This window comes from Paraburkholderia atlantica (assembly GCF_009362785.1).
GTDB lineage: Bacteria > Pseudomonadota > Gammaproteobacteria > Burkholderiales > Burkholderiaceae > Paraburkholderia > Paraburkholderia atlantica.
Genome location: NZ_WHNQ01000012.1, coordinates 18,077 through 42,674, shown reverse-complemented (window position 1 = coordinate 42,674; position 24,598 = coordinate 18,077). Strand labels below are relative to the sequence as shown.

Here is a 24,598-nt window from a genome sequence, read left to right as displayed (position 1 = left end):
GGACGACCAGAACTCCGCTCGGTCGTCAACGCGTCCCAACCGGAATTGTGTTTACATGAAAATATCGCTGCCGCCGCCGCATGGGCGCCCCAACCGCGTTTATCCGCCGGGCACGCCGGGTCTGCATGGCCTCGTGTCGCTAATCACCGGCGTGGTGGTCGTGTGCGCGCTGTACTTCGGCCGGGAGGTGCTGATTCCGATCACGTTGTCGGTGCTGCTGAGCTTCCTGCTCGCGCCGCTCGTGCAGATGCTGCGGCGTCTGCACATGGGCCAGTTGCCGTCCATCTTCATCGCGGTGCTGTTCGCTCTCGCGTCGCTGCTCGCTATCGGCGCGCTGATCGGCGCGCAGCTCGTGCAGCTCGCGAACGCCCTGCCGCAGTACCAGGAAGCGATCGAGCAAAAGATCGAAACGGTGCAGGAAAAGACCGTGGGCCGCGCCGATTCGCTGATGAGCAGCGCTGCCAGCGCGCTGCAGCGCATGGCGCCGTCGCGCCCGGCGCCGCCGCGCCCGACCGGCCGCGCCGCGCGCAACGCGCCGCAAGTGCCGCAACAGGTCGAGGTGCACGAGCCCGCGCCGACGCCGGTGCAGCTCGCGCAGCGTGCGCTGACGCCGGCCATCGCGCCGATCGAGACGACCTTCATCGTGCTCGTCGTGACGATCTTCATCCTGCTGCAGCGCGAGGATTTGCGCGACCGTCTGATCAGCCTGTTCGGCTCGCGCGACCTGCACCGCACGACTACTGCGATCAACGACGCCGCCGGGCGCCTGTCACGCTATTTCGTCGCGCAGCTCGGCGTGAATCTGAGCGCGGGCGGCATCATCGCGATCGGGCTGGCGATCATCGGCGTACCGGGCGCGCTGCTGTTCGGCGTGATCGCCGCTTTGCTGCGCTTCGTGCCGTACATCGGCATCTGGATCGCCGCGATCCTCGCGGTATTTCTCGCGGCCGCGATCCAGCCGCAATGGACGATGGCGGTCCTCACGCTGATCCTGTTCATCGTCGTCGATGTGGTCGCCGGGCAGATCGCCGAGCCGCTGCTGTACGGTCATCGCTCGGGCCTGTCGCCGCTCGCGGTGGTGGTCGCGGCGATTTTCTGGAGCTGGCTGTGGGGGCCGATCGGCCTCGTGCTGTCGACGCCGCTCACGCTGTGCGTCGTCACGCTCGGGCGCTACGCGGACCGCTTGAACTTTCTGACCGTGCTGCTCGGCGATCAGCCCGCGCTGACGCCCGCGCAGAACTTCTATCAGCGCCTGCTCGCCGACGATCCGCACGAGGCGATCGTGCAGGCCGAACGGCTGCTGCGCGAGATGTCGCTGATCGACTACTACGACAAGGTCGCGCTCGAAGGCCTGCGGCTCGCGCGCAACGACGCGCAGCGCGGGGTGCTGATGCCCGAGCAGTTGCAGCGGATCAACGACGCGCTCGCCGATATCGTCGAGAACCTCGAAATCGCCGACGGGCTGCGCGATACGCTGTCGCCTTTGGAACCAGCGGACGCGGGTAACGCGCTGCTGGCGGGAGCGCCGGACCTGTCGTCGCCGGGCGCGGGTGCCTCCGAGCGCTACGGCAGCGATCTGCTGTCGCGCTCGCCACAGTCGGACGAAGCGGGCAAGGTGGCGGTGTTGTGCGTGCCCGGCCGCGGCGCATTCGACGAAGTGACGACGGCCATCGCCGTGCAACTGCTGAACCGCCAGGGCTTCGCGCCGCTGATGGCGACGCACTCGGGCTATCGCAGCGCGCGCGCCGATGAGCCGAGCTTCAAGGACACGTCGATCATCTGCATCGTGTCGCTCGACGCGCCCGAGTCGCCGCCGTATCTGCGCAACATGCTGCGGCGCACGCGCGAATGGCGGCCACGCGCGACGCTGGTGGTCGGCGTCGGCGATGCGCCGGACGACAGCGCCGAGCTTGATGCGGGCGGCGAGCTGCATGCGTCGCCGACGTTCCGCGCGATGATCCAGGCATGTCACGCTGCGACGAGCGGGCAACCCATGCGGCAGCAATCGCAGACGGCCAGCGCGGGCTGAGGCTGGGCAGGATCAACGTGTCTGCCCGCTGCTCAGCAATCGTTCGAGCGGCTCGGGCAGACCCAGATTCGGCTTGATTGGCGGCTGGGCGAAACTGCCCTTCGTCGCCTTTTTTGGACCTAGCCGGATAAGGCTCTCGAGCTGCGTAACCGCACTCGACACACCATCGACCACCGGCACCGGCAATTCGTTACGTATCTCACGTGCGAGACCCGCTAGCGGCGCGCCGGCGATGATGATGACGTCGGCACCGTCATCGTCGACAACCTGGCTGCACAGCGCCTTCAGTCTTGTTGCGTGATCCTGCTGCACGCTGCCGATATCGCGCAACGGCTCGTCGAGCGCGCGGATGCTGGCAAGGCGGCTCGCCAGATGACTGCGCTCGACAGTCTCGCGGTACCACGCCTTGATGCGCGGCGAGATCGCGATGATCGAGAAGCGCTGCCCGAGCGCTGCCGCAGTCAGCAGTGAGGACTCGGTCAGCCCGACTACCGGCACGTCGATCAGTTCCTTGATGCCCTGCAGGCCCGGATCGCCGAACGCCGCGATCACGACACCATCGTAGCTCCCATGGCGTTCGGCCGCCACGCACGCGCTCGCGTACGCGCCGACCAGCGCTTCGAAGCGGGTCTCGATGTAGGCAACGCCGAACGGCGCGGTCGCAACCTCGATCTCGGTATCAGGCGAAGCACTGCGTTGCGCCTCCGTCTGGATCAGCGCCGATACACTCTCGGAGATATTCGGATTGATCACCAGGATCTTCATGCTGCTCTCCACTTTAGAGGTCGACGTACTGCGGCTTGCCAGCGGCCAGAAACCGGCCCCGGCCCGCTTCCGGCTCGAGATAGTGGCCGCTCTCGACCAGCAGTTCGCCGCGTGACAGACAGTGCTTCGGCCAACCCTGGACGGTTCGTCCCTCGTACGGCGTGTAGTCGACGTTGTGATGCAGCGCGTCGTTCGCGATGGTGATCTGCTTGAGCGGGTCCCAAAGCACGATATCGGCGTCGGCGCCGACGGCGATCGTCCCCTTGCGCGGATAGAGGCCGTACAGCTTCGCGGGATTCAACGACGTCAGTTCGACGAACTTATGCAGCGACAGCTTCCCGCGGTTCACACCATCGAACAGTAGTGCCAGGCGGGTTTCGATGCCGGGGATGCCGTTCGGGATGTGCTCGAACGACACTTCCTCGCCGCCGGGCTTTTTGCCCTGCGGATCGTCGTATGAAAACGGCGCGTGGTCGGACGAGAAGACGCTGAATACACCGCGCTTTAATGCGCTCCACACGGCCTTCTGGCTGGACGAATCGCGTGGCGGCGGACTGCAAACGCACCTGGCGCCGTGATAGCCGTCCTCATGGCCGAGATCTTCGGCCGTCAGATAAAGATATTGCGGGCAGGTCTCGGCGTAGATGTTCAGGCCGCGCTGCTGCGCCCATTCGATCTGCTCGATCGCGTCCTGGCCCGACACATGCACGATCAGAATCGGCACGTCGACCAGTTCGGAGAAGGCGATCGCCCGATGCGTCGCTTCCCGCTCGACCACTGCCGGGCGCGACAGCGCGTGATACTTCGGCGCGTGCTTACCGGCTTCGGTGAGCCGGTCGGTTAGCCACGCGATGCAATCCGAATTCTCGGCATGCACCATGACCAGTGCCTGGTTGCGGCGCGCCACATCCATCACCTCGAGGATCTCGCGGTCGCTCAGCTTCAGATCGTCGTAGGTCATATAGATCTTGAACGACGTGTAACCAGCGGCGATTAGCTCAGGGAGCTCGCGTTCCAGCACCTCGGGTGTCGGATCGGAGACGATCAGGTGGAACGCGTAGTCGGTGACCGCGCGGCCTTCGGCGCGGCGATGGTAGTCGGCCACCGCGGCTTTCAGCGATTGCCCTTTTGCCTGCGCGGCGAACGGGATCACGGTCGTGGTCCCGCCACACACGGCAGCACGAGTACCGCTGTTGAAGTCGTCCGCCATCTTCAGCCCGTCCGGCATGGGTTGATCGAGATGGCAGTGCGCGTCGATTCCGCCGGGCAACGCCAGCAGGCCGGTGGCGTCGATCTCGCGCCTGCCTGCGTCGAGATCGCGGCCCAGCGCGACGACGATGCCGTCCTTCACGCCAATATCGCAATTGAAGCGCTCGGACGCCGTTACCACGTCAGCGTTGCGGATTACCAGGTCGTACATGGTTGTCATGACGGTCCTCTCAAACGACTTCAGAGAACAGGCGGCCCCAGCTTGCAAGCCGGGTCGTATCGTAGCCAGCGAGCTTCAACGACTTCCACACCACGGTGGAGACCGTGTCGTAGAGCGGGACACCGTGGTGCCGTTCCACTTCCGAGGCCAGATGTGCGGCGTGCAGGTTGGTGCAGAAAGTGACGATCGCTTCCGGCCGGTGCTCGGCGACATCGCGGATCTGTGCGCGCAGCGTCGCTTCGCTTACCTCGGAAAACTCGAAGTTCACCTTCAGGCCGAGGTGATTTTCGGATGAGCAGTCGATGCCGCTGTCGCGGTAGTTGGCGACGATCTTCTGCTGGACATCCTTCAGATACGGACTGACCAGACCGAATTTCTTCACGCCGGTCTTGTCCAGAATCTCGTTCAGCGCGAGCACCGACGTCGTTGCGGGAATGCCGGTCGCCTCCTCGATTTCGCGGCACAGGCGGCGGTCGGTCTCGAAACCGAGCCAGCCGGACGAAGTGCCGTTCCATGCGATCACGTCGACCTTGGCGTCGGCCAGCAGCCTAGCTGCCTGAATGATGTTGGTGGTGTCGAACTGTCCGAGCGCCTGCCCGGATAGCGAGATTTCGGTGACCTTGAAGCGGGAAAAATGGGCACTGACACCGGGCAACTGGGCCACCATCGCACTCGTGATCGGTTCGAGCGCGGTGTTGGATGACGGTGTAAGCATGCCGAGCATGACGCGTTTGCTCATGATGAAGTCAGCAATCAAGTGTTAATGGTGAAGAAAGGCCGGCTTAGACGGGCAATTTGCGTTCGTAGTCGATCAGCGTCGAACAGACGAGGAGTCCTACGCCTGCGGCGGCGAAAAACATCAGCGCCAGAAAATACGAGCCGGTGGCCTGCACGATCAGGCCGACGATGATCGGAACCAGAACGCCGCCGATATTGCCGCCCAGGTTCATGAACCCGCCGAGAAAGCCGACCTTGTGGCGTGTTCCCAGAATGGAAGGCAGGCACCAGTACAAACCGCACCAGCGCAGGAAGAACAACGTAGAGGCCAGCAACACCACCACCGCCGCCGCATTCCCGACATAGGCGACCGAGAAGATCGACACGGTCGCCGCGACCGCGGCGATTCCGAACAGCGTGCGCATCACGCGGTTGGGCGAACCGCCCGCCGCCTTCCACTTGTCGGCGATCCAGCCGCCAATCAGTTCACCGACGAAGCCGCTGAAGAAGATCGCGAAACTGGCTCCGCCCATCTGCTGGATGTTGAAGCCGTGAACCTTGTTCAGATAGTTCGGCATCCAGGTGAGCAAGCCATAAAACAGCGAGTTGAAGCACATCCAGCCAAAGAACATGCCCCATACCGAGCGATACCGGAAAAAATCCAGGCTGCGGCCGCTGGCATCAACCGGCTCACTGAGGTGCTCTTCCTGCAGCGCCGCTTCGAGATAGTCTGCTTCTGCCTGATTCACGGCCGGATGCTCACGCGGGTTGTTACGGATGTAGTACCAGGCAAAAAGGCCGGCAAGCATGGTTCCAATACCGGCCACCACGAAGGAGGTGCGCCACGATCCAAATTCGCTGATCAGCCCGGAGATGATCACCGCACCGAGTGCCGCTCCCAGCGGCGCGCCGCCGTCGAGCAACGTCGCCCCGCGGCCGCGTTCGTGCCGGGTCATCCACATTGCGTTGAGCTTGCCGCCCGCCGGGTAGATCGGTGCTTCGGCAGCGCCCAGGCCCAAGCGAGTGAAGATCAACGCGGTGGCCGTCGTGCAGACCGCGGCAATGCCCTGGAAGAAGCCCCAGAACAACGTGGCGCACGCGATCACGATGCGCGGTTTGAAACGGTCAGCCAGCATGCCCCCCGGGATCTGCATGAACGCGTAGGTCCAGAAGAACGAGCTGAGGATCAGTCCCTGCACTGCCGGGGCGATATGAAACTCCTTGGCGATGAGGGGCATGGCGACGGACAGCGAGGCCCGGTCCACATAGTTGATCGAAATCAGCATCAACATGATCAGAAAGATTTTCCAGCGTACGCCGGTCCTGACCTCGGCCTGCACGGCCGCATTTACGGTTTGCATCTGTGTCTCCTCCGTTCGCCTGATCATGGCTTTGGGGTCTCATGTCTGTGTCCGGGATCGCTCCAGGACCAGTGCGCTGCATGCGCCAGCGCAGTATATGATGCCTAATTATGGATTACAAGCGTCGCATTTCATTGATTTCAATACTTTTTTTATTTTCTGTAGATAGCCAGCCGAAGCTGTAAGACAATTAAGCGAAGACCGAGGATGCAAAAACGGAAACAGGCGACATGGACATGAATTCACTACCGGCTGATACACGCAAGCGCGTCAGCCTGCGCGGCACGGGTATGTACGCGGCGATCGCGGAGCGATTGCGCGAGATGATTCTCGAAGGTGAATTGGCGCCTGGGGAGCATATCGACGAGAAAGCGCTGTGCGAGCAGTTCGACATCTCCAGGACGCCGGTACGCGAGGCGCTCAAAACGCTCGTGACTGAGGGGTATGTGACCCACCGGCAGCACATGGGCTTTCAGGTCGCACCGATCAACAAGGCCGAGATTGCTGCCATCTTCGAAGTGCTGCATGGATTGGAGGAAACGGCCGGACGACTCGCTGCGCAGCGCATCGACGACAAGCAGATGAAGGTGCTGATGGAGCGCCATCGCACCATGGAGACGTACCACCGCGAAGGCAAGCGCACCGCCTACTACCGCGCCAACCAGAAAGTGCATCAGCACATCGTCGACGTCGCCGGCAATCCGGTGTTATCTGACATGTACGCATCGTTGATGAGCAAGATTCACCGTGCGAGAGGTGCGGCTAATGCTGATGTGCTGCGCTGGGCCGAGTCGCTCGGCGAACACAGTGAAATACTGGACGCGCTATCCAGACGCGATGGAGCATGCCTCGCCCGCTTGCTGCGCGAACATTCGGAACACACCGCCGCGGAAGTGATGAAAGTGCTCGAGACCGCAAATGGCAACGAGTAGTGAAGGTCTGTGAAGCCCGTATTGGCCTGGACGTCGTGTGCGCAGACATTGAACGAGGACACCGCCTTACGGTGCCCTCGGAAGGCTAGCGACCGGCGCTCTGACCGTCGTCGACGTGCAGAATTTCGCCCGTGACGAACGGTGCGGAATCAAGGAAGGGAATCGCGTCGGCGATATCGCTCATCTCCCCCATGCGCCCCAGCGGATGAAAAGCGCCCAGCGCCTGATGGGTTTCCGGCGCGTGCATCGGCGACTTGATGATCCCCGGCGCGACGGCATTCACGCGGATACCCCCAATCGCGTACTCGATCGCCAGCGACTTCGTGACAGCATGCTTTGCCCAGAAAATTTCTCGCTCGACTTCAACGCCAGCCGAGTCGATAGCGACCATCAAGGAAAACGCAGACAGGCTGATTCAGGTTTCGCATCGACCTGACATCACGCCTTGTCAGATTGCGCCAGCCACTGGTCCAGACTTACGCGGCCAATCCGCGCGTCGCCAAGCGGCACCAGCGACTGTTCCTCGACGCGGCCGCCGTAGTAGCGCGCATCCTGATCCGTCACAACAGGGCGCGGATCGCCGACAGATTTCAAATAACGTCTGACGATCGCGGCGAACGGTTCACGGTCCGGGCCCGCGATGTCCACCGTGCCGTTCAGTGGTGCGGCGAGAGCGACCTGCGCGAGGATCGCTGCGACGTCATCCGCCGCTATCGGCTGGAACAGTCCGTCCCCAATGCGCACCGTCCCGCCTTCTGTGCCGGCATCGGCAATCGCGCCGATGAATTCCATGAACTGGGTCGCGCGCACGATCGTGTAGGGCACGCCCGCCGCTTCGATTGCCTCTTCCTGCGCGACCTTGGCAACGAAATACGCGTTTTCCGGCGTGCGCTCGCAGCCGACGATCGAGAGCGCGACATGATGGCGTACCCCTGCTGCTACTTCAGCTTTGCCGAGGTTGCGCGTCGAGGTGCGGAAAAAGTCGAGCACCGCCTGCGGCTCCCAGGAAGGCGCGTTCGCCACATCCACTACGACGTCCGCGCCCGCTAGCGCGTTGCTCAGCCCTTCCCCCGTCACGGCGTTCACACCGGTACGGGGCGACGCAGCAATTGCCTCGTGCCCCGCCTCGCCAAGCAGCGTGACGACACGCGAGCCGATCAGGCCGGAACCACCGATTACGACGATCTTCATGGCACATCCTCCAGGTAACAGTCAGTTAGCGGACGGCTGGCGGCCGTTTCATCGGGGAAAGCCCTCGCCGCCGTCGCATCGTGTGAGGTCATTGTGGGAAGATCATGAACCATCGAAAAGTGCCAAGAAATGTTCAATGGACCAGGACATCCTGATTCCGGGCTGCTTGCCGGCGAGACAGTCATGAGCGTGCCTTCTACCGCATTCACCGTCGATATCGATCGGCAGCTCGAGTTACCGATCTACCTGCAGATTTGCGCGCGCTTCCGAACCGCGATCGCCGCAGGGCATCTGCGTCCGGGCGATCGCGTGCCCGCGTTGCGCAGCCTCGCTACGCAACTGAACACGGCGCGCGGCACGGTTGAACTGGCGTATACGATCCTCGTCGACGAAGGCTACCTCCAGATGCGCGGTGCGGCTGGCACGTTCGTGTCGCCCTCGCTGCCGGCTTCGGTGACGCGCACGGACACGCAGAGCGCAAGGGGTTCGAACGGCACGCAAAGCGCTGAAGCGGCGAGCGCAGTTCAGACGCCAGGCGAATCGCACGGCGCTCAACCGGCGCCGCGCCAGCTCGCCATTGCCACCGCCATGAGCGGCGAGCCCCGGCCGTTGCAGCCCGGCCTGCCCGCGCTCGACGCATTTCCGGTCAAGGTTTGGAATCGTCTCGTTTCGCATCGCGCGCGCAGCGGCGAGCGCGCGATGCTCGCGTACCCAGACCCTGCCGGCTACCGGCCGCTGCGCGAACACATCGCCACGTATCTCGGGCTGTCGCGCGGGGTGACCTGCCTGCCGGACCAGGTGTTCGTGACGAGCGGCTACCGTGCGACGCTCGAACTGGTGTTGCGCAGTCTCGCCAGCCCGAACGACAGCGTGTGGTACGAAGATCCGGGCTATCTGCTCGCGCGCGGCTTTCTCGCCGAAACCGGCGTACAGCTCATCGCAGTGCCGGTGGACAAAGAAGGGCTCGACGTCGAACACGGCACACGGCTGGATGCGCAGGCGCGCTTCGCGCTGGTCACGCCGTCGCACCAGAGCCCGCTCGGGCACACGTTATCGCTCTCCCGACGCATGGCGTTGCTGGGTTGGGCAGAGCAAGCGTCCAGCTGGATCGTCGAAGACGATTACGACAGCGAGTTTCGCTATCTGGGCCGGCCGTTGCCGGCATTGAAGAGCCTCGACCGTCACGATCACGTGATCTACTGCGGCACGTTCAGCAAGGTGATGTTTCCCGGCTTGCGGCTCGCGTATGCGGTGGTGCCGGAGCGGGCCGTCGAGCGTGTCGGGCGGGTCGCGCGCAGCATGAACGCCGGATCGCCAACCTTGTTGCAGGCCGCTTTGGCCGACTTCATCGAGCGCGGGCATTTTGCGCGACATCTGAAGCGCATGCGTGCGTTATATGCGGAGCGGCGCGTGCTGCTCGTGCGCGCGCTGGAGCAGGCGTTCGGCGAACGGCTGAGCGTCGAATTGCCGCCAGGGGGAATCCAGTTCGCGGCACAGTTCGCCGAGGGCCCTGATGGCCCGGTCGACGATGTCGCGTTTGCGGCGCGCGCCCGCGAAGCGGGGCTCGCGGTTCTCCCGCTTTCTATCTGGTACGCGAATGGCCGCACGCGTCGCACGCCGCGCGGCCTTGTGATGGGCTTCGCCAACATCGCCAATGCAGCCGAAGCGGGCCGCCTCGCGCGGACCTTGCGCGCGTGTCTGGACGGCTAACGAGGAGCGAAGGTCCAGATCCCTACCACTCGTCATGCGGCGCGGCGTTGTACCCAAAATGAGGACAGCCGCGCGCGCACGCCGACGCATACTGCACCGATAACGCAAGCAACCTGGAGACACGCATGGCCCGCCCGTTCAAGCCCTACCCGTTCGCGCCGCGCCGTTATCCGGCCGCGGTGCCGCCGCTCGTCGACGGACGCGATCCACAAACGCGCGCCGTCGCGATCGTCGGCGGCGGCCCGGTCGGCATGACGCTCGCGCTTGCGCTCGCGCGCCAGGGCGTGCGCTCGGTGCTGATCGAGGCCGACGACAGCGTCTGCACCGGCAGCCGCGCGATCTGCATCTCGCGGCGCAGTCTCGAAATCTTCAAGCGGCTCGGCGTCGTCGAGGGGTTTCTGCAAAAGGGGCTGGCGTGGACCGGCGGGCGCAGCTTCTATCGCGACACCGAGGTGTTTCGCTTCGCGATGCATCAGGACGACGAGCAATCGCTGCCGCCGATGATCAATATCGCGCAGTATCAGATCGAGCAGTTGCTGCTCGACGAGATCGAACGGCACGCCGATCTGATCGACATGCGTTGGCAAACGCGTGTGACGGGCCTCGCGCAACGGCCGCAAGGCGGCGCGACCTTGACGCTGCGCAGCGCCGAGTCTGACGATCCGCAAGGCACGAACTGGCAGATGGACGCCGCGTGGGCCGTCGCCTGCGACGGCGGACGCAGCACGATCCGCGACCTGCTCGGGCTGAAACTCACCGGCACGACCTACGAAGGCCGCTACGTGATCGTCGATATCGATCTCGACAGCACGCGCGCGACAGAACGCCTCGCTTATTTCGATCCGCCGTCGAATCCGGGCTCGACGGTGCTCGTGCACAAGCAGCCCGACAACGTGTGGCGCATCGACTATCAGTTGCGCGACGACGAAGACCCCGACGCCGCCGTGCTGCCCGAGAATGTGATCCCCCGCGTGCAAAGTCTGCTCGACTCGATGGGCGAAACCGGCGCGTGGTCGCCGATCTGGATCACGATCTACAAGGCCAATGCGCTGACGCTCGAGCGCTACCGGCATGGCAACGTGCTATTCGCGGGCGACGCCGCGCATCTGGTGCCCATCTTCGGCGTGCGCGGCGCGAACTCCGGCATCGACGACGCCGACAATCTCGGCTGGAAGCTCGGCTGCGTGATCAATGGCAGTGCATCGCCAGCGCTGCTCGATAGCTATAGCGACGAACGTGTGTACGCGGCGCGCGAGAATCTGAGCTACGGCATGAAAAGCACCGAATTCATGGCGCCGCCGACCTTCGCGTTCGATCTGCTGCGCACGGCCGTGCTCGGGCTCGCCGAGCGGCATGCAGCGGTGCGGCCGCTGATCAATCCGCGCCAGACGCATGCGATCGCGTATCGGCAATCACCGCTGAACTTCGCGGGCGACAAGGCCGATGCGTTCGATCGCGGCCCCGCGCCGGGCACCGTGCTGCCCGAATGCAGGCTGCTGAAACAATCGCAAGATGGCGCACGGGTCGGCATTCATCTAACCGATCTGCTCGGCCCGTGCTTCACGGCGCTGCGCTTCGATGCAGACCACGCGAACGACGGTGACGCGTGGCAGCAACTGCAAAGCACGCTAGCCGGCCAGGGCATTCCATTCAGCCTGATCGATATCGTCACGGCCGAAGCGCAATCGGCAAACGGCCCTCGCGTGGTCGACCCGACCGGCCGCCTCCACGACATGCTCGACGCGCAGCCCGGCACCGTCTATCTGATCCGCCCCGACGGCCACGTGCTGGCGCGCTGGCGCCACGGCAGCGCGGCCGCCGTGCGGCACGCGCTCGATGCCACGCTGACACAGCAGACCTAACGCGCAAGGACCCCTCGACACCATGACCGATTCCGATCTCGACCTCGTCTATACGACGCTGTGCAACACGCTGACCCACGAAGGCGAAGCGCAGGCGTCGCTGTATCTGGCGCGCCTCGCGCTGTTGTGCCTGACCGAACTCGACGACCCGCGGCGCGCGTTGTCGTTGATCGAAGCGGCGAAGCTGCCGGCCGCCGTCGCGGCCTGGCGCGGGCAATAGAAACCGCCTCCCTGGAGGCGGTGGCGAGCCGACTATTTTTCCGCGAGCCGATGACTGCCGCCATGCGGTTCGACGCGATAGCGCTGGCGAATCTCCTTCAAATGATCGAGATCGCCGGGGTGTTTGCCGTCGGGAAAATCGACTTCCGCGATGCTGTGGCCAGCGCTCGCCTTGAGCATCCCGCGCTTTTCGCCGCCGCTAGCCAGCACGGCGATCGCTTTGATATTGCCTTGCTGATCGTATTCGATATGTACCTTCATGGGGGACTCCTCGTCATGTTCGATGGAATTGAACGGATGCACAGCTGTCGGGTTTAAATTGCGTCGGTCCACGCAATGAAGAGTCCGTAGGAAGCAAAGTCGGTTGCGCTCTTGTTATGCACCTCCAGCAGCACGACGCGATTGCCTTCGGCGTCGCAATCGTTGGAAAGGTTGCGGACTTCGATGTTCTTGTCCCACGGCAGTCCCGACAGCGGGATCGCTGCCGCCCACAGGATTTCGCCGTAGTTCATCGGACCCACCCACCAGAACGCGGAGTCGCCCGCATTGAGATCGACGCCGCTGCCGACCAGTTGGCCATTTACATTGATACCCATCGCTGTCTCCCAGTTGCAGACGGCCACAGCGACGCGACATTGCCCGTGTGCCCGTGGCGGTCGTTACACCGCTGACTAGAGGACGGCAACGCTGGATGCGTTTTGAAGGAAGCCCGGTACTCCGCGAACTCCCACAAAAAAGCCGCGCGATCAACGCGCGGCTTTTCTTCCTTCTCAGAACCGGAGGCGTTACGACAACTACCTCATTGCTTCGGATACAAGCCCAACGTACTGGCATGCAGCCGCGCGAGCCCGAGCAACGCATCCGTATAAGGCGTCGGCACGCGCGTCAGCTGTCCAAGCTCACGCACCGCGCCGACCAGCGCATCGAGTTCGACCGCCTTGCCCGCCTGCACGTCTTGCAGCATCGACGTCTTCATCGCGCCGAGCTTCAGCGTGACCGTGTGACGGTCATCGGGCGCCTGGTCGATAGGGATGCCGAAGCGCGCGCCGATTTCCTTCGCCTCCAGCATGATGTGCGTGACGAAGCCGCGCACGAGTTCGTCGCCGAGGATCCGGTCGGTCGTTGCGCCAGTGATCGCGCTGACCGGGTTCATCGTCATGTTGCCCCATAGCTTGAACCACACGTCGCGCTGGATCTGCGCGGAGGCCGTCGCATGGAAGCCCGCCGCTTGCAACAGCGCGGCGAGCAGTTCGACACGCTCGCTCGGCTTGCCCGACGCCTCGCCGACGATCAGGCCATTGCCCTGGTGATGCCGGATCACACCGGGTGCGTCGATCAGGCAACTGGCATGCACGACGCAGCCGACCGTCTGCGCGGCCGGGATCGCGGCGGCGATCGCGCCGTCGGGATCGATCGTCTTCAGGCGCTGGCCGGCGAGCTCGCCGCCGAGGCCGTCGCAGAACCACCACGGCACGCCGTTCATCGCCGTCAGCACGATCGTCTCGGGGCCGAGCAGCGGTTTGATATGCGCGGCCACCGCCGCCATCGCCGGACCCTTCACCGCGATCACGACCAGCTCCTGCACGCCGAGATCGGCCGGCTTGTCGCTCGCCTTCACCTGCTCGGCGTAGATCACGCCGCCTTCGATCAACCGCAGACCATGCTGGCGCACCGCGTCCAGCGTCGCGCCGCGCGCCACCACGCTGACCTGATTCCCGGCCTGCGCGAGCTTCACTCCCATCCAGCCGCCGATCGAGCCGGCGCCATAGATCGCTACTTTCATCGCCTGAATCCTTGCCTGTTGCTGTGGTTATTGCAGCGTTGATTGTCGCGCTCTTTTACGCGTGGCTTCAATCATTGCCGGTAGCTCGCATCGATCCGGTCGACCCGCCGCACCAGCGCATCGAACACGTCCTGCCCGGCGCCGTGGCGCGGGTCGAACTGCAGCGCGTCGCGCGAGCAGCGAATCGCGATCTCTTCCGGCACCGGCCGCGCACGGCCCATCGAAAACGTCGCCATCTGGATTTCGCACGCGCGATTCAGCGTCCACAGAATCGCGAAGGTCTGCGGCAACGTCCGGCCCCACGATAGCAGACCGTGATTGCGCAGGATCACCGCCTGCTTGTCGCCGATGTGCGCGAGCAGCCGCGGGCCCTCTTCCGCATGAATCGTGATGCCTTCGAAGTCGTGATACGCGATCCGGTCGTGCAACTGCGCGCTATAGAAGTTGGTCTGCTGCAGGCCCTCTTCGAGACAGGCCACCGCGACGCCCGCTGTGGTGTGCGTATGCATCACGCAGTGCGCGTCGGGCAAGCCCTCGTGAATCGCCGCATGCACGACGAAGCCGGCCGGATTCACCGGATAAGGCGAGCCGTCGAGCACCCGCCCCTGCGCATCGATCTTCACCAGATTGCTCGCGGTGACTTCGCTGTAATGCAGCCCAAACGGGTTGATCAGGAAGTGGCGCTCGACGCCGCTGACGGTTTCGGGCACGCGCAGCGTGATGTGGTTGTAGATCATCTCGGTCCAGCCGAGCAGATCGAAGATCCGGTAGCACGCGGCGAGCTGCACGCGCGCCTGCCATTCGTCCGGATGCATCGCGGCCGATCTGGGCTGGCTCGCCGGTTGCGCTTCGAGGGTCGTGGCCATCGTCAGTGTCTCCATGATTGTGGTTGTGACGGCGCGGCCATACGCGCCGCCACCTATTCATTCTTGCTGCAACAGCGGCTGGACCGCCGGACGGCTTCAGGCGCCCGACACCACCGCCGCGATCGACGACGCGACATAGTCCGCGTTGCGCGCGTTCAGCCCGGCGACGCACATGCGGCCCGAGCGCAGCACGTACACCGCGTATTCGTTGCGCAGACGCTCCACCTGGCTTTCGGACAGGCCCGTGTACGTGAACATGCCGCGCTGCGCGACATAGCGCGCGCGCATCACTTCATCGACGCGTCCGTCTAGCCCCGCGTGGATCACGTTGCGCATCGCCAGAATGCGCTCGCGCATCGCGCCGAGCTCGGCTTGCCACGACGCGCGCAGCGTCGCATCGGCGAGCACGTTGGCGACGAGGCGCGCGCCGTGCGTGGGCGGATTGCTGTAGTTCGCGCGCACCGCCGACATCAGCTGGCCCGCCACGCGCGCCGCTTCGTCGGCGCTCTTGCAGACCACGCTCAGCGCGCCGACGCGCTCGCCGTACAGCGAGAAATTCTTCGAGAACGAGTTCGCGACGATCAGCGGCACGTTCGCGTCGGCGAGCAGGCGCACCGGAGCGGCGTCTTCTTCGAGGCCCGCGCCGAAACCCTGGTAGGCCATGTCGACGAACGCGATCAGCTTGCGGCGCTGCAAAACCGGCACCAGTTCCGCCCATTGCGCCGGGCTCAGATCGACGCCGGTCGGGTTATGGCAGCAAGCGTGCAGCAGCACGACGCTCTTTTCCGGCAATACGTCGATCGCGGCGAGCATTTCGGCGAAACGCAGGCCGCCCGTTTGCGGGTCGTAGTACGGATAGGTGTTGACCGTCAGGCCCGCGCCTTCGAATATCACGCGATGGTTTTCCCAGCTCGGGTCGCTAATCCACACCTGCGAGCCGGGGAAATAGCGCTTCAGGAAATCGGCGCCGACCTTCAGCGCGCCCGAGCCGCCTAGCGTTTGCAGCGTCGCGATCCGGCCTTCGGCGCGCGCCGCGCTGTCGGCGCCGAACACCAGCGCCTGCGCGGTGTCGCGATAGAGCGGCAGACCCGCCATCGGCAGATACGAGCGCGGGCCGATCGCGTCGAGCAGCGCGGTTTCGGCGCGGCGCACTGCATCGATCACCGGTAGCTTGCCGGCGTCGTCGAAGTAGATGCCGATGCTGAGGTTGACCTTGTTCGGCCGGGGGTCCAGCTGAAAATCTTCGTTCAGGCTCAGAATCGGGTCGCCCGGATAGGCGGGAATATGGTCGAACATGACGGGTCCTTGAAGGCGGCCTGTGCAGGCCTGTTGTAGCGGTCGTCCGCGCCGCGGGACGACAGGGCAAACCTCAAGTCTAAGCGGGTTCGCCGGGCTAAGTCGACCGGCACGAGTGTCGATCGTCGGCACGCCGCGCACAATCAATCGATTTTTCACGATTCGTAAGTTTTTCTTTAGAATCGATCGTATGCCTCTTACCCGCGTCACGATCCGCCAATTCGAAGCGTTCCTCGCCATCGTCGATCTGCACAGCATCGGCGCGGCGGCAGAGCGGCTCGGGCTGACTTCGTCGGCGGTCAGCCAATTGCTTGCCGAACTCGAAACGGAGCTCGGCTTCCGGCTGTTCGATCGCACCACGCGGCGTGTCGCGCTGTCCAGCGCGGGGCAGGACTTTCTGGCGTCGGCCGAATCGGTGCTGCGCCACGTGCGCGCGGCCGCCCAGTCCGCCGACGACATCCGCAATCGCGCGGCCGGCATCGTGCGGGTCGGCGCGCCGCTCGTGATCGCATCGACGGCGCTGCCCGCGGCGATCGCCGAATACGCGCGCGACAAGCCGAAGGTGGTCGTGCGGGTCTGCGATACCGTGGTCGAACAACTGGTGGAGCGCGTCGAGAGCGGCGACATCGATCTCGCGATCGGCCCGAACCGGCAAAGCGGGCCGCGCGTGCGTTGCGAGGCCGCGTTCGCGAGTCCGTGGGTCATGTGGTGCGCGGCCGCGCATCCGCTCGCCGCTCGCCGCCGCGTGCAATGGCAGCATCTGCGCGACGTGCCGATCGTCGCGACCGGCCGCGACCACGAACGCGCGGTCGATCAGATGCGCGCCAATCTGCCGGTCGAGGCGCGCATCATTCCGGTCGATGTCGTCGATAACGTGACCACCGCGTTCGGCCTCGCCGCGCAAGGGCTGGCGGTCACGCTCGCGCCGGCCTATGTGGCGCCGCTCGCGCGCACGTTCGGGCTCGTGATGAAGCGCATCGTCGATCCCGAAACGATTCGCGAGGTGTGCGTGTACCGGTCGACCGAACGGGCGCTGTCCCCATCGGCCGATGGTTTCGCGGATTTCGTGATGCCGTGGTTGAAACGCTGGGATCGGGAGACGCAGGCCGAGGCGCGGGGCAAGCGGAGTTGAAGCGCGATGCGACGCATCGCGCAGCTAAGGCTGCATACACAGCGCGAACAGTTGCCGCTGATTCGAAATCCCCAGCCGCGCATACGCGCGCTTCTGATACGTGACGACGCTCGCCGGCTTCACCCCCATCTGCGCGGCAATCTCGGCGGCGCTCGCGCCTTCGAGCGTGCCACGCAACGCGTCGAGCTCGCGCGGCGTCAGCGTCGGACATGCGCGCCGCACGCGCGCGAGCATCGCCGCGCCGCTACCCTGCTGATGCTGCCCGTTCAGCGCGTAATGGCCCTTCGCCGCATGCGCGAACAGCGGCGCGACGCTCTCGATCCGCTGCAGATCTCCGGGGGCGAACACGCCGTACGCGCCGTCGCGGTACAGGTTGATCGACAGCCACACGCTATCCGCGGGCTGCACCAGCAACGACAGCCGGTCCGATACGTTCGGCTGCGCGTAGCAGGCCGCGCGATACGCGTCGTTTTCGATTTCGTCGCCGCGCTGCTGATGCAGCACCAGCGCATCGCGTGAAGCGCTGCGCCGCCTGTCGTGGGTCTGGCCGATGATCGCGCGATTGCCGTCCAGCGCATAAAAATGCGCGGCGTAGCGTTCGGCGACGTCGCGCAGAAAACGCCCGCCGCGATGATCTGCCGCCGACACCGTACGCGGCCGCGCGTCGAACTCATACGCGAAGATCGTGCACTGCGAGACCGGCAGCGACAACGACTCGCCAACCGTCTGCAGAATGCTCGCGGCGAGCGCGTCGGCATCCGGGTCGGAGATCGCCATGACGAGGTCGGTGGCGCGCGCGGTGCTGATCTGACCGCTGCGCTGCGGTGATGCGAGGCGCCAGGAACGCATGATGGGGACTCGTGCTTGCGCTGCGTGGATTGGGTTGCGGCAAGCGTAGCACAGCGGGCATGCGGCGCAGGTGTGCCGGCGTGATCGACGCGTCAGCGACGCCTTATCGCCGGGTAAACGACCCCCGCTGCAACGCCACCACCCTCGGCAATTCGATCGTAAACGTCGTGCCGGCCTCGTCGCTGGATACGACGCTGACGTCGCCGCCATGCATGCGCGCGATCTCCTGCACGATATGCAGACCGAGCCCGAGCCCTTCGCGCGAGCGCGCGCCGTTGCCGTTCGACACGAACGCCTTGAACAGATGCGGAAACACGTCGGCCGGAATCGTGCCGCGATTGGACACCTTCAGGCGCACGCAATCCTCGGCCTCGCCATCGACCTCCACGCCGATATCGCCCTCCGGCGCGCCATGATGCAGCGCATTGCTGACCAGATTCGATACCGCCTGCCACACGAGATCGGTATCCCACGCGCCGGCCGTATTGCCGGTGCAGGTGAACACGATCTGCTTGCCGCTCTTTTGCGATGCGAATTCGTCGATCACCGAGCGGCACAGCGTCGCCAGTTCGATCGAGCGCGGCTGCAACGGCAGACGTCCGCCTTGCAGGCGCGCGAGGTTCAGCAGCTGATCGACCATCCGCGCCATGCGCAGCGAGCTGTTCTTCACGCGCGCCGCGACGGTCGCGGCCTGTTCGTCGGCGGCCGTGCGCATCAGGTACTCCGCCGACGCCAGCACCGCGCCGAGCGGCGTGCGCAGGTCGTGACTGAGCACCGCCATCAGCATTTCGTTCGCTTCGAGCATCTGGCGCGTGGTTACCAGTTGCGCGGCGAGCTGGCGCTTTTGCTGCTCCAGTTGCACGAACACGTCGACCTTCGACTGCAGAATGCGCGGGTCGAACGGCTTGTAAAGGAAGTCGACCGCGCCCGCCTCGTAGCCGCGGAACGTGCGCGACGCGTCCTGCGCGGTCGCGGTCAGGAAGATGATCGGTACGTGCGAGGTGCGCGGGCTGCCGCGCATCAGCGCAGCCAGCTCGAAGCCGTTCATGCCGGGCATGTTGACGTCGAGAATCGCCAGCGCGACTTCGTGCTTGAGCAGCAGATCGAGCGCGGCGGTGCCGGAGTCGGCGACCAGCACCGCGACGTCGGGACGCGCGAGCAATGCTTCGAGCGCGGTGATGTTGTGGACGATGTCGTCGACGATCAGGATGTTCACAGGTGAGTTCGTCATGGCATCGGATTAGAGGGATGTCGGCAGCGCGGCAAGGCGCTTCGCCAGGGTTTTGGGGTTGAAGATCGCATCGGCCGCGCCACGCTCGATCGCCGCGCGCGGCATTTCCGCCGAACCGGCGCTGGCGGGGTCCTGCACCCATGCGGTGCCGCCCAGCGCGCGCACGCATTCGAGGCCGAGCGCGCCGTCGTCGTTGGCGCCGGACAGCAGGATCGCGAGCAGCCGCTCGCCGTACACCGCGGCTGCCGATTCGAACAGCACGTCGATCGACGGCCGCGAGAAGCGCACCGCCGCATCGGTCGACAGCGCGACCGTGCGGTCCACTTCGACGAGCATGTGATAGCCGGGCGGCGCGACGTGTACGCGGCCGCGCAGGATCAGTTCGCCCGCATCGGGTTCGAGCACCGGCAGCGCGCAGCGATGCGCGAGCGCCGGCACCAGGTAGCTCGGCGAATCGGGCGGCAGATGCGTGACGATCATCACGGCCGCGCCGAAGCGCGCGGGCAACGCGGCGAGCAGCACGTTGAGCACTTCGACGCCGCCCGCCGACCCGCCGATCACGACCAGCTCGTAACCGCGCGGCGCGTGCGTGCGCGCGGCGCCGCCGGCATCGGCGGTCGGAGTCATCGCAGGTTCAACGTTCGGGGATGGCATCGCGACCTCGCTAACGCTTCTGATAAATGCGTTCGGCCGCGCGGAACTCGTCGAACGCCGGGTAGTGACGCGAAAACCGCAGGCTTTCCTTGCTGCCCAGGCCGAGAAAGCCGCGGCGCACCAGCGCGTTCTCGAACAATCCCAACGCGCGATCCTGCAAGCCGCGATCGAAATAGATCAGCACGTTGCGGCACGACACCAGGTGCGCTTCGAGGAACACTTCATCGGTGGACAGGCTGTGATCGGCGAACACCACGCGCTCTTTCAGCGAGCCGGCAAAGCGCGCGCCGCCATACGCTGCATGATAGTAGTCCGACAGCGAACGCGTGCCGCCCGCCGCCAGATAGTTCTGCGTGAAGCCCTGGATGCGTTCGAGCGCATAGATGCCCGCCTCCGCGCGCGCGAGCGCATCGGGGTTGATGTCGGTCGCATAGAACAGCGTGCGTTCGGTGAGGCCCTCCTCGTCGAACAGGATCTTCAGCGACCACAGCTCCTCGCCGGTGCTGCATCCGGCGACCCACACCTTGATCGACGGATAGGTGCGCAGACGCGGCAGCACGTGTTCGCGCAGCGCGAGGAAATACGACGGATCGCGAAACATGTCGCTGACCTGCACCGTCAGGTACCGGAACAGCCGCGAAAACTCGTTGCCGTCGCGCATGATGCGGTCCTGCAGTTGCGACAGCGTCTCCACGTTGAATTCGTCGAGCGCCTGCGTGAGGCGGCGGCGCAGCGACGACATCGCGTAGTGGCGAAAGTCGTGCTGATACTTCAGATAGATCGCTTCGAGCAACAGCCGCAGCTCGATGTCGAAATCGCTGAGGCGCTGCGGTACGTCAGATGCGGACGGTTTCATCGCGTTTCTCGCTTGTGTGCTTGCGCTCGCGCTGTCAGCGCTGCCGCAGCCACACGCGGCACAGCGCGACGAGCTTGTCGACGTCGATCGGTTTCGACACGTAGTCGTCGGCGCCCGCTTCGAGGCAGCGCGTGCGATCGTTCGCCATCGCCTTCGCGGTCAGCGCGATGATCGGCAGATGCGCGAAGCGCGGATCGCGGCGAATCTCGCCCATCGCGGTCAGGCCGTCCATCTCGGGCATCATCACGTCCATCAGCACCAGATGCACTTCTGGTGCGTTCTCCAGTTCGTCGAGCGCCTCGCGGCCGTTGCGCGCGATCAGCAGCTTCGCGCCGAGCGGTTCCAGCACGTGCGACAGCGCAAAGATGTTGCGCACGTCGTCTTCGGCGAGCAGGATCGTGCGACCCTCGAACGCATTGTCGCGTTGCCGCACGGTGCGCAGCATGCGCTGCTGCTCCGGCGCGAGCGACGACTCGACGCTGTGCAGGAACAGCGTGACTTCATCGAGCAGACGCTCCGGCGATTTCGCGCCCTTGATGATGATCGACTTCGAATAGCGGCGCAGCCGGTGCTCCTCTTCGTCGGACAGCATGCGGCCCGTGTAGACGATCACCGGCAGCGATGCATGCGCGGTGTTGGCGGCGAGGCGTTCGAGCAGATCGTAGCCGGTGCCGTCGGGCAGCGCGAGATCGGTGACGACGCAGTCGAACGCCACCGTCGACAGTTGCTCGAACGCGTCGGCGAGCGTCGCGACCGCGACGATCTCGGTGTTCTCGCTTTGCAGCAGCGCGCGGATGCTTGCACGCATCGGCGCGTCGTCCTCGATCACGAGCACGCGCTTCAGGCGCTGTTGCAGCCGCGCTTCGAGGCGGCGGATCGCGGCCTCCATCGTCGAGCGCGCGGTCGGCTTCAGCGTGTAGCCGATCGCGCCGAGGTGCAGCGCCTTGTCGGCGTGGTCGGTGGCCGACACGATATGAATCGGAATGTGGCGCGTCAGCGGATCGTTCTTCAGCCATTCGAGCACCGTGAGGCCCGAGCGGTCCGGCAGACCGACATCGAGCAGCACCGCGGCCGGCCGCATGTCGCGCACCAGCGCGAGGCCGCTGGCGGCGTCGCACGCGTGCACGAAGTCGAAGTCGAGTTCGTGCACGAGATCGCGCAGAATCGCGGCGAATGGCGGATCGTCTTCGACCGCGACGATCAGACGGCCCGCGCGGGTGCGATTGTCGCGATCGTCGGCAATCGGCGCAGCGGCGGGCTCGGCGGTGCCGGGCAGCAAAGTGTCGCGCGATGCGTCGGGCGACGCCCGGCTTGCCAGACCATTCGCCGGCGAGATTACCGCGGCGGGCGCGGCGTCGAGCGGCGTGTGCAGCAGCGGCGCTTGCGCCGTCGCCTGCGCGCCCATGTCCGTGCCCGTGCCCGCGCTCATCGCGCCGTCCGCGGCCACGAGCGCCTCGCGCGCATCGAGCGGCAGCCACAGCGAAAACACGCTGCCCTTGCCCACTTCGCTCGCGACGGTAATGCGCCCGCCCAGCAGCCGCGAAAATTCGCGCGAAATCGACAGCCCGAGACCGCTGCCGCCATATTGACGGCTCGTCGAACCATCGGCCTGCTGGAATGCCTCGAAGATCATGTCGAGCTTGTCGGCCGGAATGCCGATGCCGGAATCGCGCACGTCGAAGCGCAGCACGTTGTCCTCGACCTTGGCGACCTCGAGCGTGACCTCGCCGCGCTCGGTGAACTTCACCGCGTTCGACAGCAGGTTGCGCAGGATTTGCGTGAGCCGCTGACCGTCGGTGACGAACGTATCCGGGGTGCCCGGTAACTTGTCGAAGGCGACCCGCAAGTGCTTGGTCGCCGCGATCGGCCGGAACATTTCGTCGAGCGATTGCAGCGTCGCCTCGATCGACACCGTTTCGGGTTCGACCGTCAGCTGCCCCGCCTCGACTTTCGACAGGTCGAGAATATCGTTGATCAGCACGAGCAGATCGCTGTTCGACGCGTGGATCGTCTCCGCGTAGCGCACCTGCTCGTTGGTCAGATTGCCGCTGCGATTCTGCTGCAGCAGCTTCGCGAGAATCAGCGAGCTGTTCAGCGGCGTGCGCAATTCATGCGACATGTTCGCGAGGAACTCGGACTTGTAGCGGCTCGACTGTTCGAGGCGCTCAGCGTTGGCCGCCAGGTCGTTCTGCGCGCGCAGCAGATCCGATTTCTGCCGCTCCAGCCGCTGCGCGTATTCCTCGAGCTGCACGTTGGTCTGTTCGAGCTCGGCCTGCTGCGCTTCGAGGCGCCGTTGCGATTCCATCAGCGCGCGGCCGCGTTCCTCGAGCCCTTCGTTCGAGACCCGCAACTCCTCCTGTTGGACCTGCAACTCCTCGTTCAGCTGCTGCGTCTCGGCGAGCGCATCCTGCAGGCGTTCGCGATACAGCGCCGCTTCGAGAAAATCGCCCATGCTGTGGCGGATCAGCTCCATGAACTCCTCGTCGCGCGGCGTCACCTCGCGCAGGAAGCCCATTTCGATGACGCCGTTGACCTGGCCGTCGTTGTCGATCGGCAGGATCAGCAGATTGCGCGGCGCGCCGCTGCCCGTCGCCGACACGACCCGCACATAATCGGCGGGCACGTCGCGCAGCACCAGCGTGCGGTGCGAGCGCGCGGCCTGGCCGACCAGCGTTTCGCCCTCCTCGAAACTCAGGGCAGCGGTCTGCTCGCTGTCACGGCTATACCCGTACGCGGCGATGCGGCGCAGTGTGCCGCTCTGCCGGTCGCGCACGTACAGCGCGGCGACGACCGCATCGAGATATTGGGCGAGGAATTCGAGCATCGCGCGGCCGACGAGCGGCGCGCTCGTCTGGCCGACCACCTTATCTGCGAGCAGGCGCTGGCCTGAGCGCAACCAGACCTGCTGCTCGAGCAGCGTGGTCTGCTCGGCCTGCCGACGCAGCACGTTGTCGTAGGTCTCTGACAGGTCCAGCAGTTCGCGACGACCCCGCCATGCGAGCAGGCCGCTGACGCCGAGGCTGAACAGCAGGAACAGCCCCACCAGCGTCGCCGTCACATTGCGCGTCGCTTCGGCGCGCTGCTGGCGCAGGCGCAATTCGACGTCGAGAAACTCGCCGAATTCGCGGCGTATTTCGTCGAATTCGATCTTGCCGCGCCCCGCTGCAAGCGCGCTCTCATAGTCCAGGTTGCGGCGGCGCGCGTCGATGATCTCTTCGGCGAAGCGGGTCCAACGTTGCTGCAGCGCCTCGATCTGCTTGAGCCGCGCGATTTGCAGCGGGTTGTCGGCGAGCTGCTTTTGCAGGGTTTCGAGCTGTGCCTTGAATTTCGGGCCGCCGTTTTCAAACGGCGTGAGGAAACTCTCGTCACCGGTGATCAGGAAGCCGCGCATCGACGATTCGCGATCGACCGCGAGCCGCAGCATTTCGTTGGCGTCGCCGATCACGCGCTCGGAGTGCTCAGCCCAACTCATCGTCGACACGAGGTAAGCGATCAGGCCGACGAACAGCGCCATCGTGACGAGGCCGACGCCCAAAGGCAGCGCGATATTGCGGCGAAGGATGCGGCGGAAACGAAGTTGATCGACGGCCTGCGATGCGGTCATTTTTTCTGTAGGTGGCATGGCGAATCGGGTCGATGCGGAATGTTTTGCGGGTCTGCGCACGGTATTGAGTACCGCGAAGCGACCGCCGTCATCATACAAGGACGACCCGCAT

Annotated in this window: 21 protein-coding genes and 1 pseudogene; 6 read left to right on the top strand and 16 right to left on the bottom strand. The window is 65.0% G+C overall.

What is annotated here, in order from left to right:
• Window positions 1-55: 55 nt before the first annotated feature.
• Window positions 56-2,029: an AI-2E family transporter gene (locus tag GCT19_RS18565; protein WP_152852734.1), complete on the top strand. Its 1,974-nt coding sequence runs from the start codon at window positions 56-58 to the stop codon at window positions 2,027-2,029.
• Between the two features lie 12 nt (window positions 2,030-2,041).
• Here GCT19_RS18565 and GCT19_RS18560 read toward each other — a convergent pair whose 3' ends face one another.
• Genes GCT19_RS18560 through GCT19_RS18545 form a run of 4 tightly spaced genes read right to left on the bottom strand, consistent with a single transcriptional unit; the run spans window position 2,042 to window position 6,301 of the window.
• A complete protein-coding gene (locus GCT19_RS18560) occupies window positions 2,042-2,794 on the bottom strand; it encodes an aspartate/glutamate racemase family protein (RefSeq protein ID WP_152852733.1) in 753 nt (250 codons plus the stop codon).
• Between the two features lie 13 nt (window positions 2,795-2,807).
• Window positions 2,808-4,223 carry a dihydropyrimidinase gene (hydA, locus tag GCT19_RS18555; protein ID WP_152852732.1) on the bottom strand — a complete coding sequence of 472 codons (1,416 nt, stop codon included), beginning with the start codon at window positions 4,221-4,223 and terminating at the stop codon, window positions 2,808-2,810.
• 10 nt (window positions 4,224-4,233) lie between these two features.
• A complete protein-coding gene (locus GCT19_RS18550) occupies window positions 4,234-4,962 on the bottom strand; it encodes a maleate cis-trans isomerase family protein (RefSeq protein WP_152852731.1) in 729 nt (242 codons plus the stop codon).
• A 43-nt stretch (window positions 4,963-5,005) separates the two neighbouring features.
• A complete protein-coding gene (locus GCT19_RS18545; RefSeq protein WP_018438135.1) occupies window positions 5,006-6,301 on the bottom strand; it encodes an MFS transporter in 1,296 nt (431 codons plus the stop codon).
• Between the two features lie 290 nt (window positions 6,302-6,591).
• On the opposite strand from GCT19_RS18545, the gene GCT19_RS18540 reads away from it, so the two are divergent.
• A complete protein-coding gene (locus GCT19_RS18540; protein ID WP_018438136.1) occupies window positions 6,592-7,233 on the top strand; it encodes a GntR family transcriptional regulator in 642 nt (213 codons plus the stop codon).
• An 85-nt stretch (window positions 7,234-7,318) separates the two neighbouring features.
• Here GCT19_RS18540 and GCT19_RS18535 read toward each other — a convergent pair.
• Together GCT19_RS18535 and GCT19_RS18530 are read right to left on the bottom strand one after the other, a co-directional pair.
• Window positions 7,319-7,564: pseudogene (locus tag GCT19_RS18535) on the bottom strand (SDR family oxidoreductase); the annotation flags it as partial.
• Window positions 7,565-7,671: 107 nt separating this feature from the next.
• Window positions 7,672-8,424: an SDR family oxidoreductase gene (locus GCT19_RS18530; RefSeq protein WP_018438138.1), complete on the bottom strand. Its 753-nt coding sequence runs from the start codon at window positions 8,422-8,424 to the stop codon at window positions 7,672-7,674.
• A gap of 183 nt (window positions 8,425-8,607) precedes the next feature.
• Here GCT19_RS18530 and pdxR point away from each other — a divergent pair, with 183 nt between their 5' ends.
• The 3 genes from pdxR (at window position 8,608) to GCT19_RS18515 (ending at window position 12,216) form a co-directional block, all read left to right on the top strand.
• Window positions 8,608-10,134 (top strand): MocR-like pyridoxine biosynthesis transcription factor PdxR, encoded by a 1,527-nt coding sequence (gene pdxR, locus GCT19_RS18525; protein ID WP_018438139.1) that lies wholly within the window; start codon window positions 8,608-8,610, stop codon window positions 10,132-10,134.
• Window positions 10,135-10,259: 125 nt separating this feature from the next.
• The gene (locus GCT19_RS18520; protein ID WP_152852730.1) at window positions 10,260-11,996 is read left to right on the top strand and encodes an FAD-dependent oxidoreductase; all 1,737 of its coding nucleotides are present in this window, start codon (window positions 10,260-10,262) and stop codon (window positions 11,994-11,996) included.
• Window positions 11,997-12,018: 22 nt separating this feature from the next.
• Window positions 12,019-12,216 carry a hypothetical protein gene (locus GCT19_RS18515; protein WP_152852729.1) on the top strand — a complete coding sequence of 66 codons (198 nt, stop codon included), beginning with the start codon at window positions 12,019-12,021 and terminating at the stop codon, window positions 12,214-12,216.
• A gap of 32 nt (window positions 12,217-12,248) precedes the next feature.
• On the opposite strand, the gene GCT19_RS18510 is transcribed toward GCT19_RS18515, so the two are convergent.
• The 5 genes from GCT19_RS18510 to GCT19_RS18490 form a co-directional block, all read right to left on the bottom strand.
• A complete protein-coding gene (locus tag GCT19_RS18510; protein ID WP_152852728.1) occupies window positions 12,249-12,476 on the bottom strand; it encodes a hypothetical protein in 228 nt (75 codons plus the stop codon).
• 53 nt (window positions 12,477-12,529) lie between these two features.
• Complete coding sequence (locus tag GCT19_RS18505) at window positions 12,530-12,811, bottom strand: hypothetical protein (RefSeq protein ID WP_013091774.1); 282 nt, start codon at window positions 12,809-12,811, stop codon at window positions 12,530-12,532.
• 203 nt (window positions 12,812-13,014) lie between these two features.
• Window positions 13,015-13,998 carry a 2-dehydropantoate 2-reductase gene (locus tag GCT19_RS18500; protein ID WP_152852727.1) on the bottom strand — a complete coding sequence of 328 codons (984 nt, stop codon included), beginning with the start codon at window positions 13,996-13,998 and terminating at the stop codon, window positions 13,015-13,017.
• A gap of 71 nt (window positions 13,999-14,069) precedes the next feature.
• Entirely contained in the window at window positions 14,070-14,864 is a 795-nt protein-coding gene (locus tag GCT19_RS18495; RefSeq protein ID WP_152852726.1) for a class II aldolase/adducin family protein, read from the bottom strand.
• Between the two features lie 96 nt (window positions 14,865-14,960).
• A complete protein-coding gene (locus GCT19_RS18490) occupies window positions 14,961-16,160 on the bottom strand; it encodes an amino acid aminotransferase (RefSeq protein WP_018438145.1) in 1,200 nt (399 codons plus the stop codon).
• Window positions 16,161-16,350: 190 nt separating this feature from the next.
• Between GCT19_RS18490 and GCT19_RS18485 the strand changes: the two genes are divergently transcribed.
• Entirely contained in the window at window positions 16,351-17,292 is a 942-nt protein-coding gene (locus tag GCT19_RS18485; protein WP_026229205.1) for a LysR family transcriptional regulator, read from the top strand.
• 24 nt (window positions 17,293-17,316) lie between these two features.
• Here the strand turns inward: GCT19_RS18485 and GCT19_RS18480 are convergent, their stop codons facing one another.
• The 5 genes from GCT19_RS18480 to GCT19_RS18460 form a co-directional block, all read right to left on the bottom strand.
• A complete protein-coding gene (locus tag GCT19_RS18480) occupies window positions 17,317-18,141 on the bottom strand; it encodes a helix-turn-helix transcriptional regulator (RefSeq protein WP_152852725.1) in 825 nt (274 codons plus the stop codon).
• A 103-nt stretch (window positions 18,142-18,244) separates the two neighbouring features.
• Window positions 18,245-19,372 (bottom strand): hybrid sensor histidine kinase/response regulator, encoded by a 1,128-nt coding sequence (locus GCT19_RS18475; RefSeq protein WP_152852724.1) that lies wholly within the window; start codon window positions 19,370-19,372, stop codon window positions 18,245-18,247.
• A 9-nt stretch (window positions 19,373-19,381) separates the two neighbouring features.
• Window positions 19,382-19,999, bottom strand: a complete 618-nt coding sequence (locus GCT19_RS18470; protein WP_152852723.1) for a chemotaxis protein CheB — start codon at window positions 19,997-19,999, stop codon at window positions 19,382-19,384.
• 37 nt (window positions 20,000-20,036) lie between these two features.
• Window positions 20,037-20,882 carry a CheR family methyltransferase gene (locus GCT19_RS18465; protein WP_013091782.1) on the bottom strand — a complete coding sequence of 282 codons (846 nt, stop codon included), beginning with the start codon at window positions 20,880-20,882 and terminating at the stop codon, window positions 20,037-20,039.
• A gap of 34 nt (window positions 20,883-20,916) precedes the next feature.
• Window positions 20,917-24,486 (bottom strand): response regulator, encoded by a 3,570-nt coding sequence (locus GCT19_RS18460; protein WP_152852722.1) that lies wholly within the window; start codon window positions 24,484-24,486, stop codon window positions 20,917-20,919.
• Window positions 24,487-24,598: the final 112 nt, after the last annotated feature.

Excerpts from the sequence above, each read along its gene's own strand:
- GCT19_RS18565 (WP_152852734.1), top strand. The coding sequence starts at position 56 with ATGAAAATATCGCTGCCGCCGCCGCATGGGCGCCCCAACCGCGTTTAT.
- GCT19_RS18560 (WP_152852733.1), bottom strand. The coding sequence starts at position 2,794 with ATGAAGATCCTGGTGATCAATCCGAATATCTCCGAGAGTGTATCGGCG.
- hydA (WP_152852732.1), bottom strand. The coding sequence starts at position 4,223 with ATGACAACCATGTACGACCTGGTAATCCGCAACGCTGACGTGGTAACG.
- GCT19_RS18550 (WP_152852731.1), bottom strand. The coding sequence starts at position 4,962 with ATGAGCAAACGCGTCATGCTCGGCATGCTTACACCGTCATCCAACACC.
- GCT19_RS18545 (WP_018438135.1), bottom strand. The coding sequence starts at position 6,301 with ATGCAAACCGTAAATGCGGCCGTGCAGGCCGAGGTCAGGACCGGCGTA.
- GCT19_RS18540 (WP_018438136.1), top strand. The coding sequence starts at position 6,592 with ATGTACGCGGCGATCGCGGAGCGATTGCGCGAGATGATTCTCGAAGGT.
- GCT19_RS18530 (WP_018438138.1), bottom strand. The coding sequence starts at position 8,424 with ATGAAGATCGTCGTAATCGGTGGTTCCGGCCTGATCGGCTCGCGTGTC.
- pdxR (WP_018438139.1), top strand. The coding sequence starts at position 8,608 with ATGAGCGTGCCTTCTACCGCATTCACCGTCGATATCGATCGGCAGCTC.
- GCT19_RS18520 (WP_152852730.1), top strand. The coding sequence starts at position 10,260 with ATGGCCCGCCCGTTCAAGCCCTACCCGTTCGCGCCGCGCCGTTATCCG.
- GCT19_RS18515 (WP_152852729.1), top strand. The coding sequence starts at position 12,019 with ATGACCGATTCCGATCTCGACCTCGTCTATACGACGCTGTGCAACACG.
- GCT19_RS18510 (WP_152852728.1), bottom strand. The coding sequence starts at position 12,476 with ATGAAGGTACATATCGAATACGATCAGCAAGGCAATATCAAAGCGATC.
- GCT19_RS18505 (WP_013091774.1), bottom strand. The coding sequence starts at position 12,811 with ATGGGTATCAATGTAAATGGCCAACTGGTCGGCAGCGGCGTCGATCTC.
- GCT19_RS18500 (WP_152852727.1), bottom strand. The coding sequence starts at position 13,998 with ATGAAAGTAGCGATCTATGGCGCCGGCTCGATCGGCGGCTGGATGGGA.
- GCT19_RS18495 (WP_152852726.1), bottom strand. The coding sequence starts at position 14,864 with ATGGCCACGACCCTCGAAGCGCAACCGGCGAGCCAGCCCAGATCGGCC.
- GCT19_RS18490 (WP_018438145.1), bottom strand. The coding sequence starts at position 16,160 with ATGTTCGACCATATTCCCGCCTATCCGGGCGACCCGATTCTGAGCCTG.
- GCT19_RS18485 (WP_026229205.1), top strand. The coding sequence starts at position 16,351 with ATGCCTCTTACCCGCGTCACGATCCGCCAATTCGAAGCGTTCCTCGCC.
- GCT19_RS18480 (WP_152852725.1), bottom strand. The coding sequence starts at position 18,141 with ATGCGTTCCTGGCGCCTCGCATCACCGCAGCGCAGCGGTCAGATCAGC.
- GCT19_RS18475 (WP_152852724.1), bottom strand. The coding sequence starts at position 19,372 with ATGACGAACTCACCTGTGAACATCCTGATCGTCGACGACATCGTCCAC.
- GCT19_RS18470 (WP_152852723.1), bottom strand. The coding sequence starts at position 19,999 with ATGACTCCGACCGCCGATGCCGGCGGCGCCGCGCGCACGCACGCGCCG.
- GCT19_RS18465 (WP_013091782.1), bottom strand. The coding sequence starts at position 20,882 with ATGAAACCGTCCGCATCTGACGTACCGCAGCGCCTCAGCGATTTCGAC.
- GCT19_RS18460 (WP_152852722.1), bottom strand. The coding sequence starts at position 24,486 with ATGACCGCATCGCAGGCCGTCGATCAACTTCGTTTCCGCCGCATCCTT.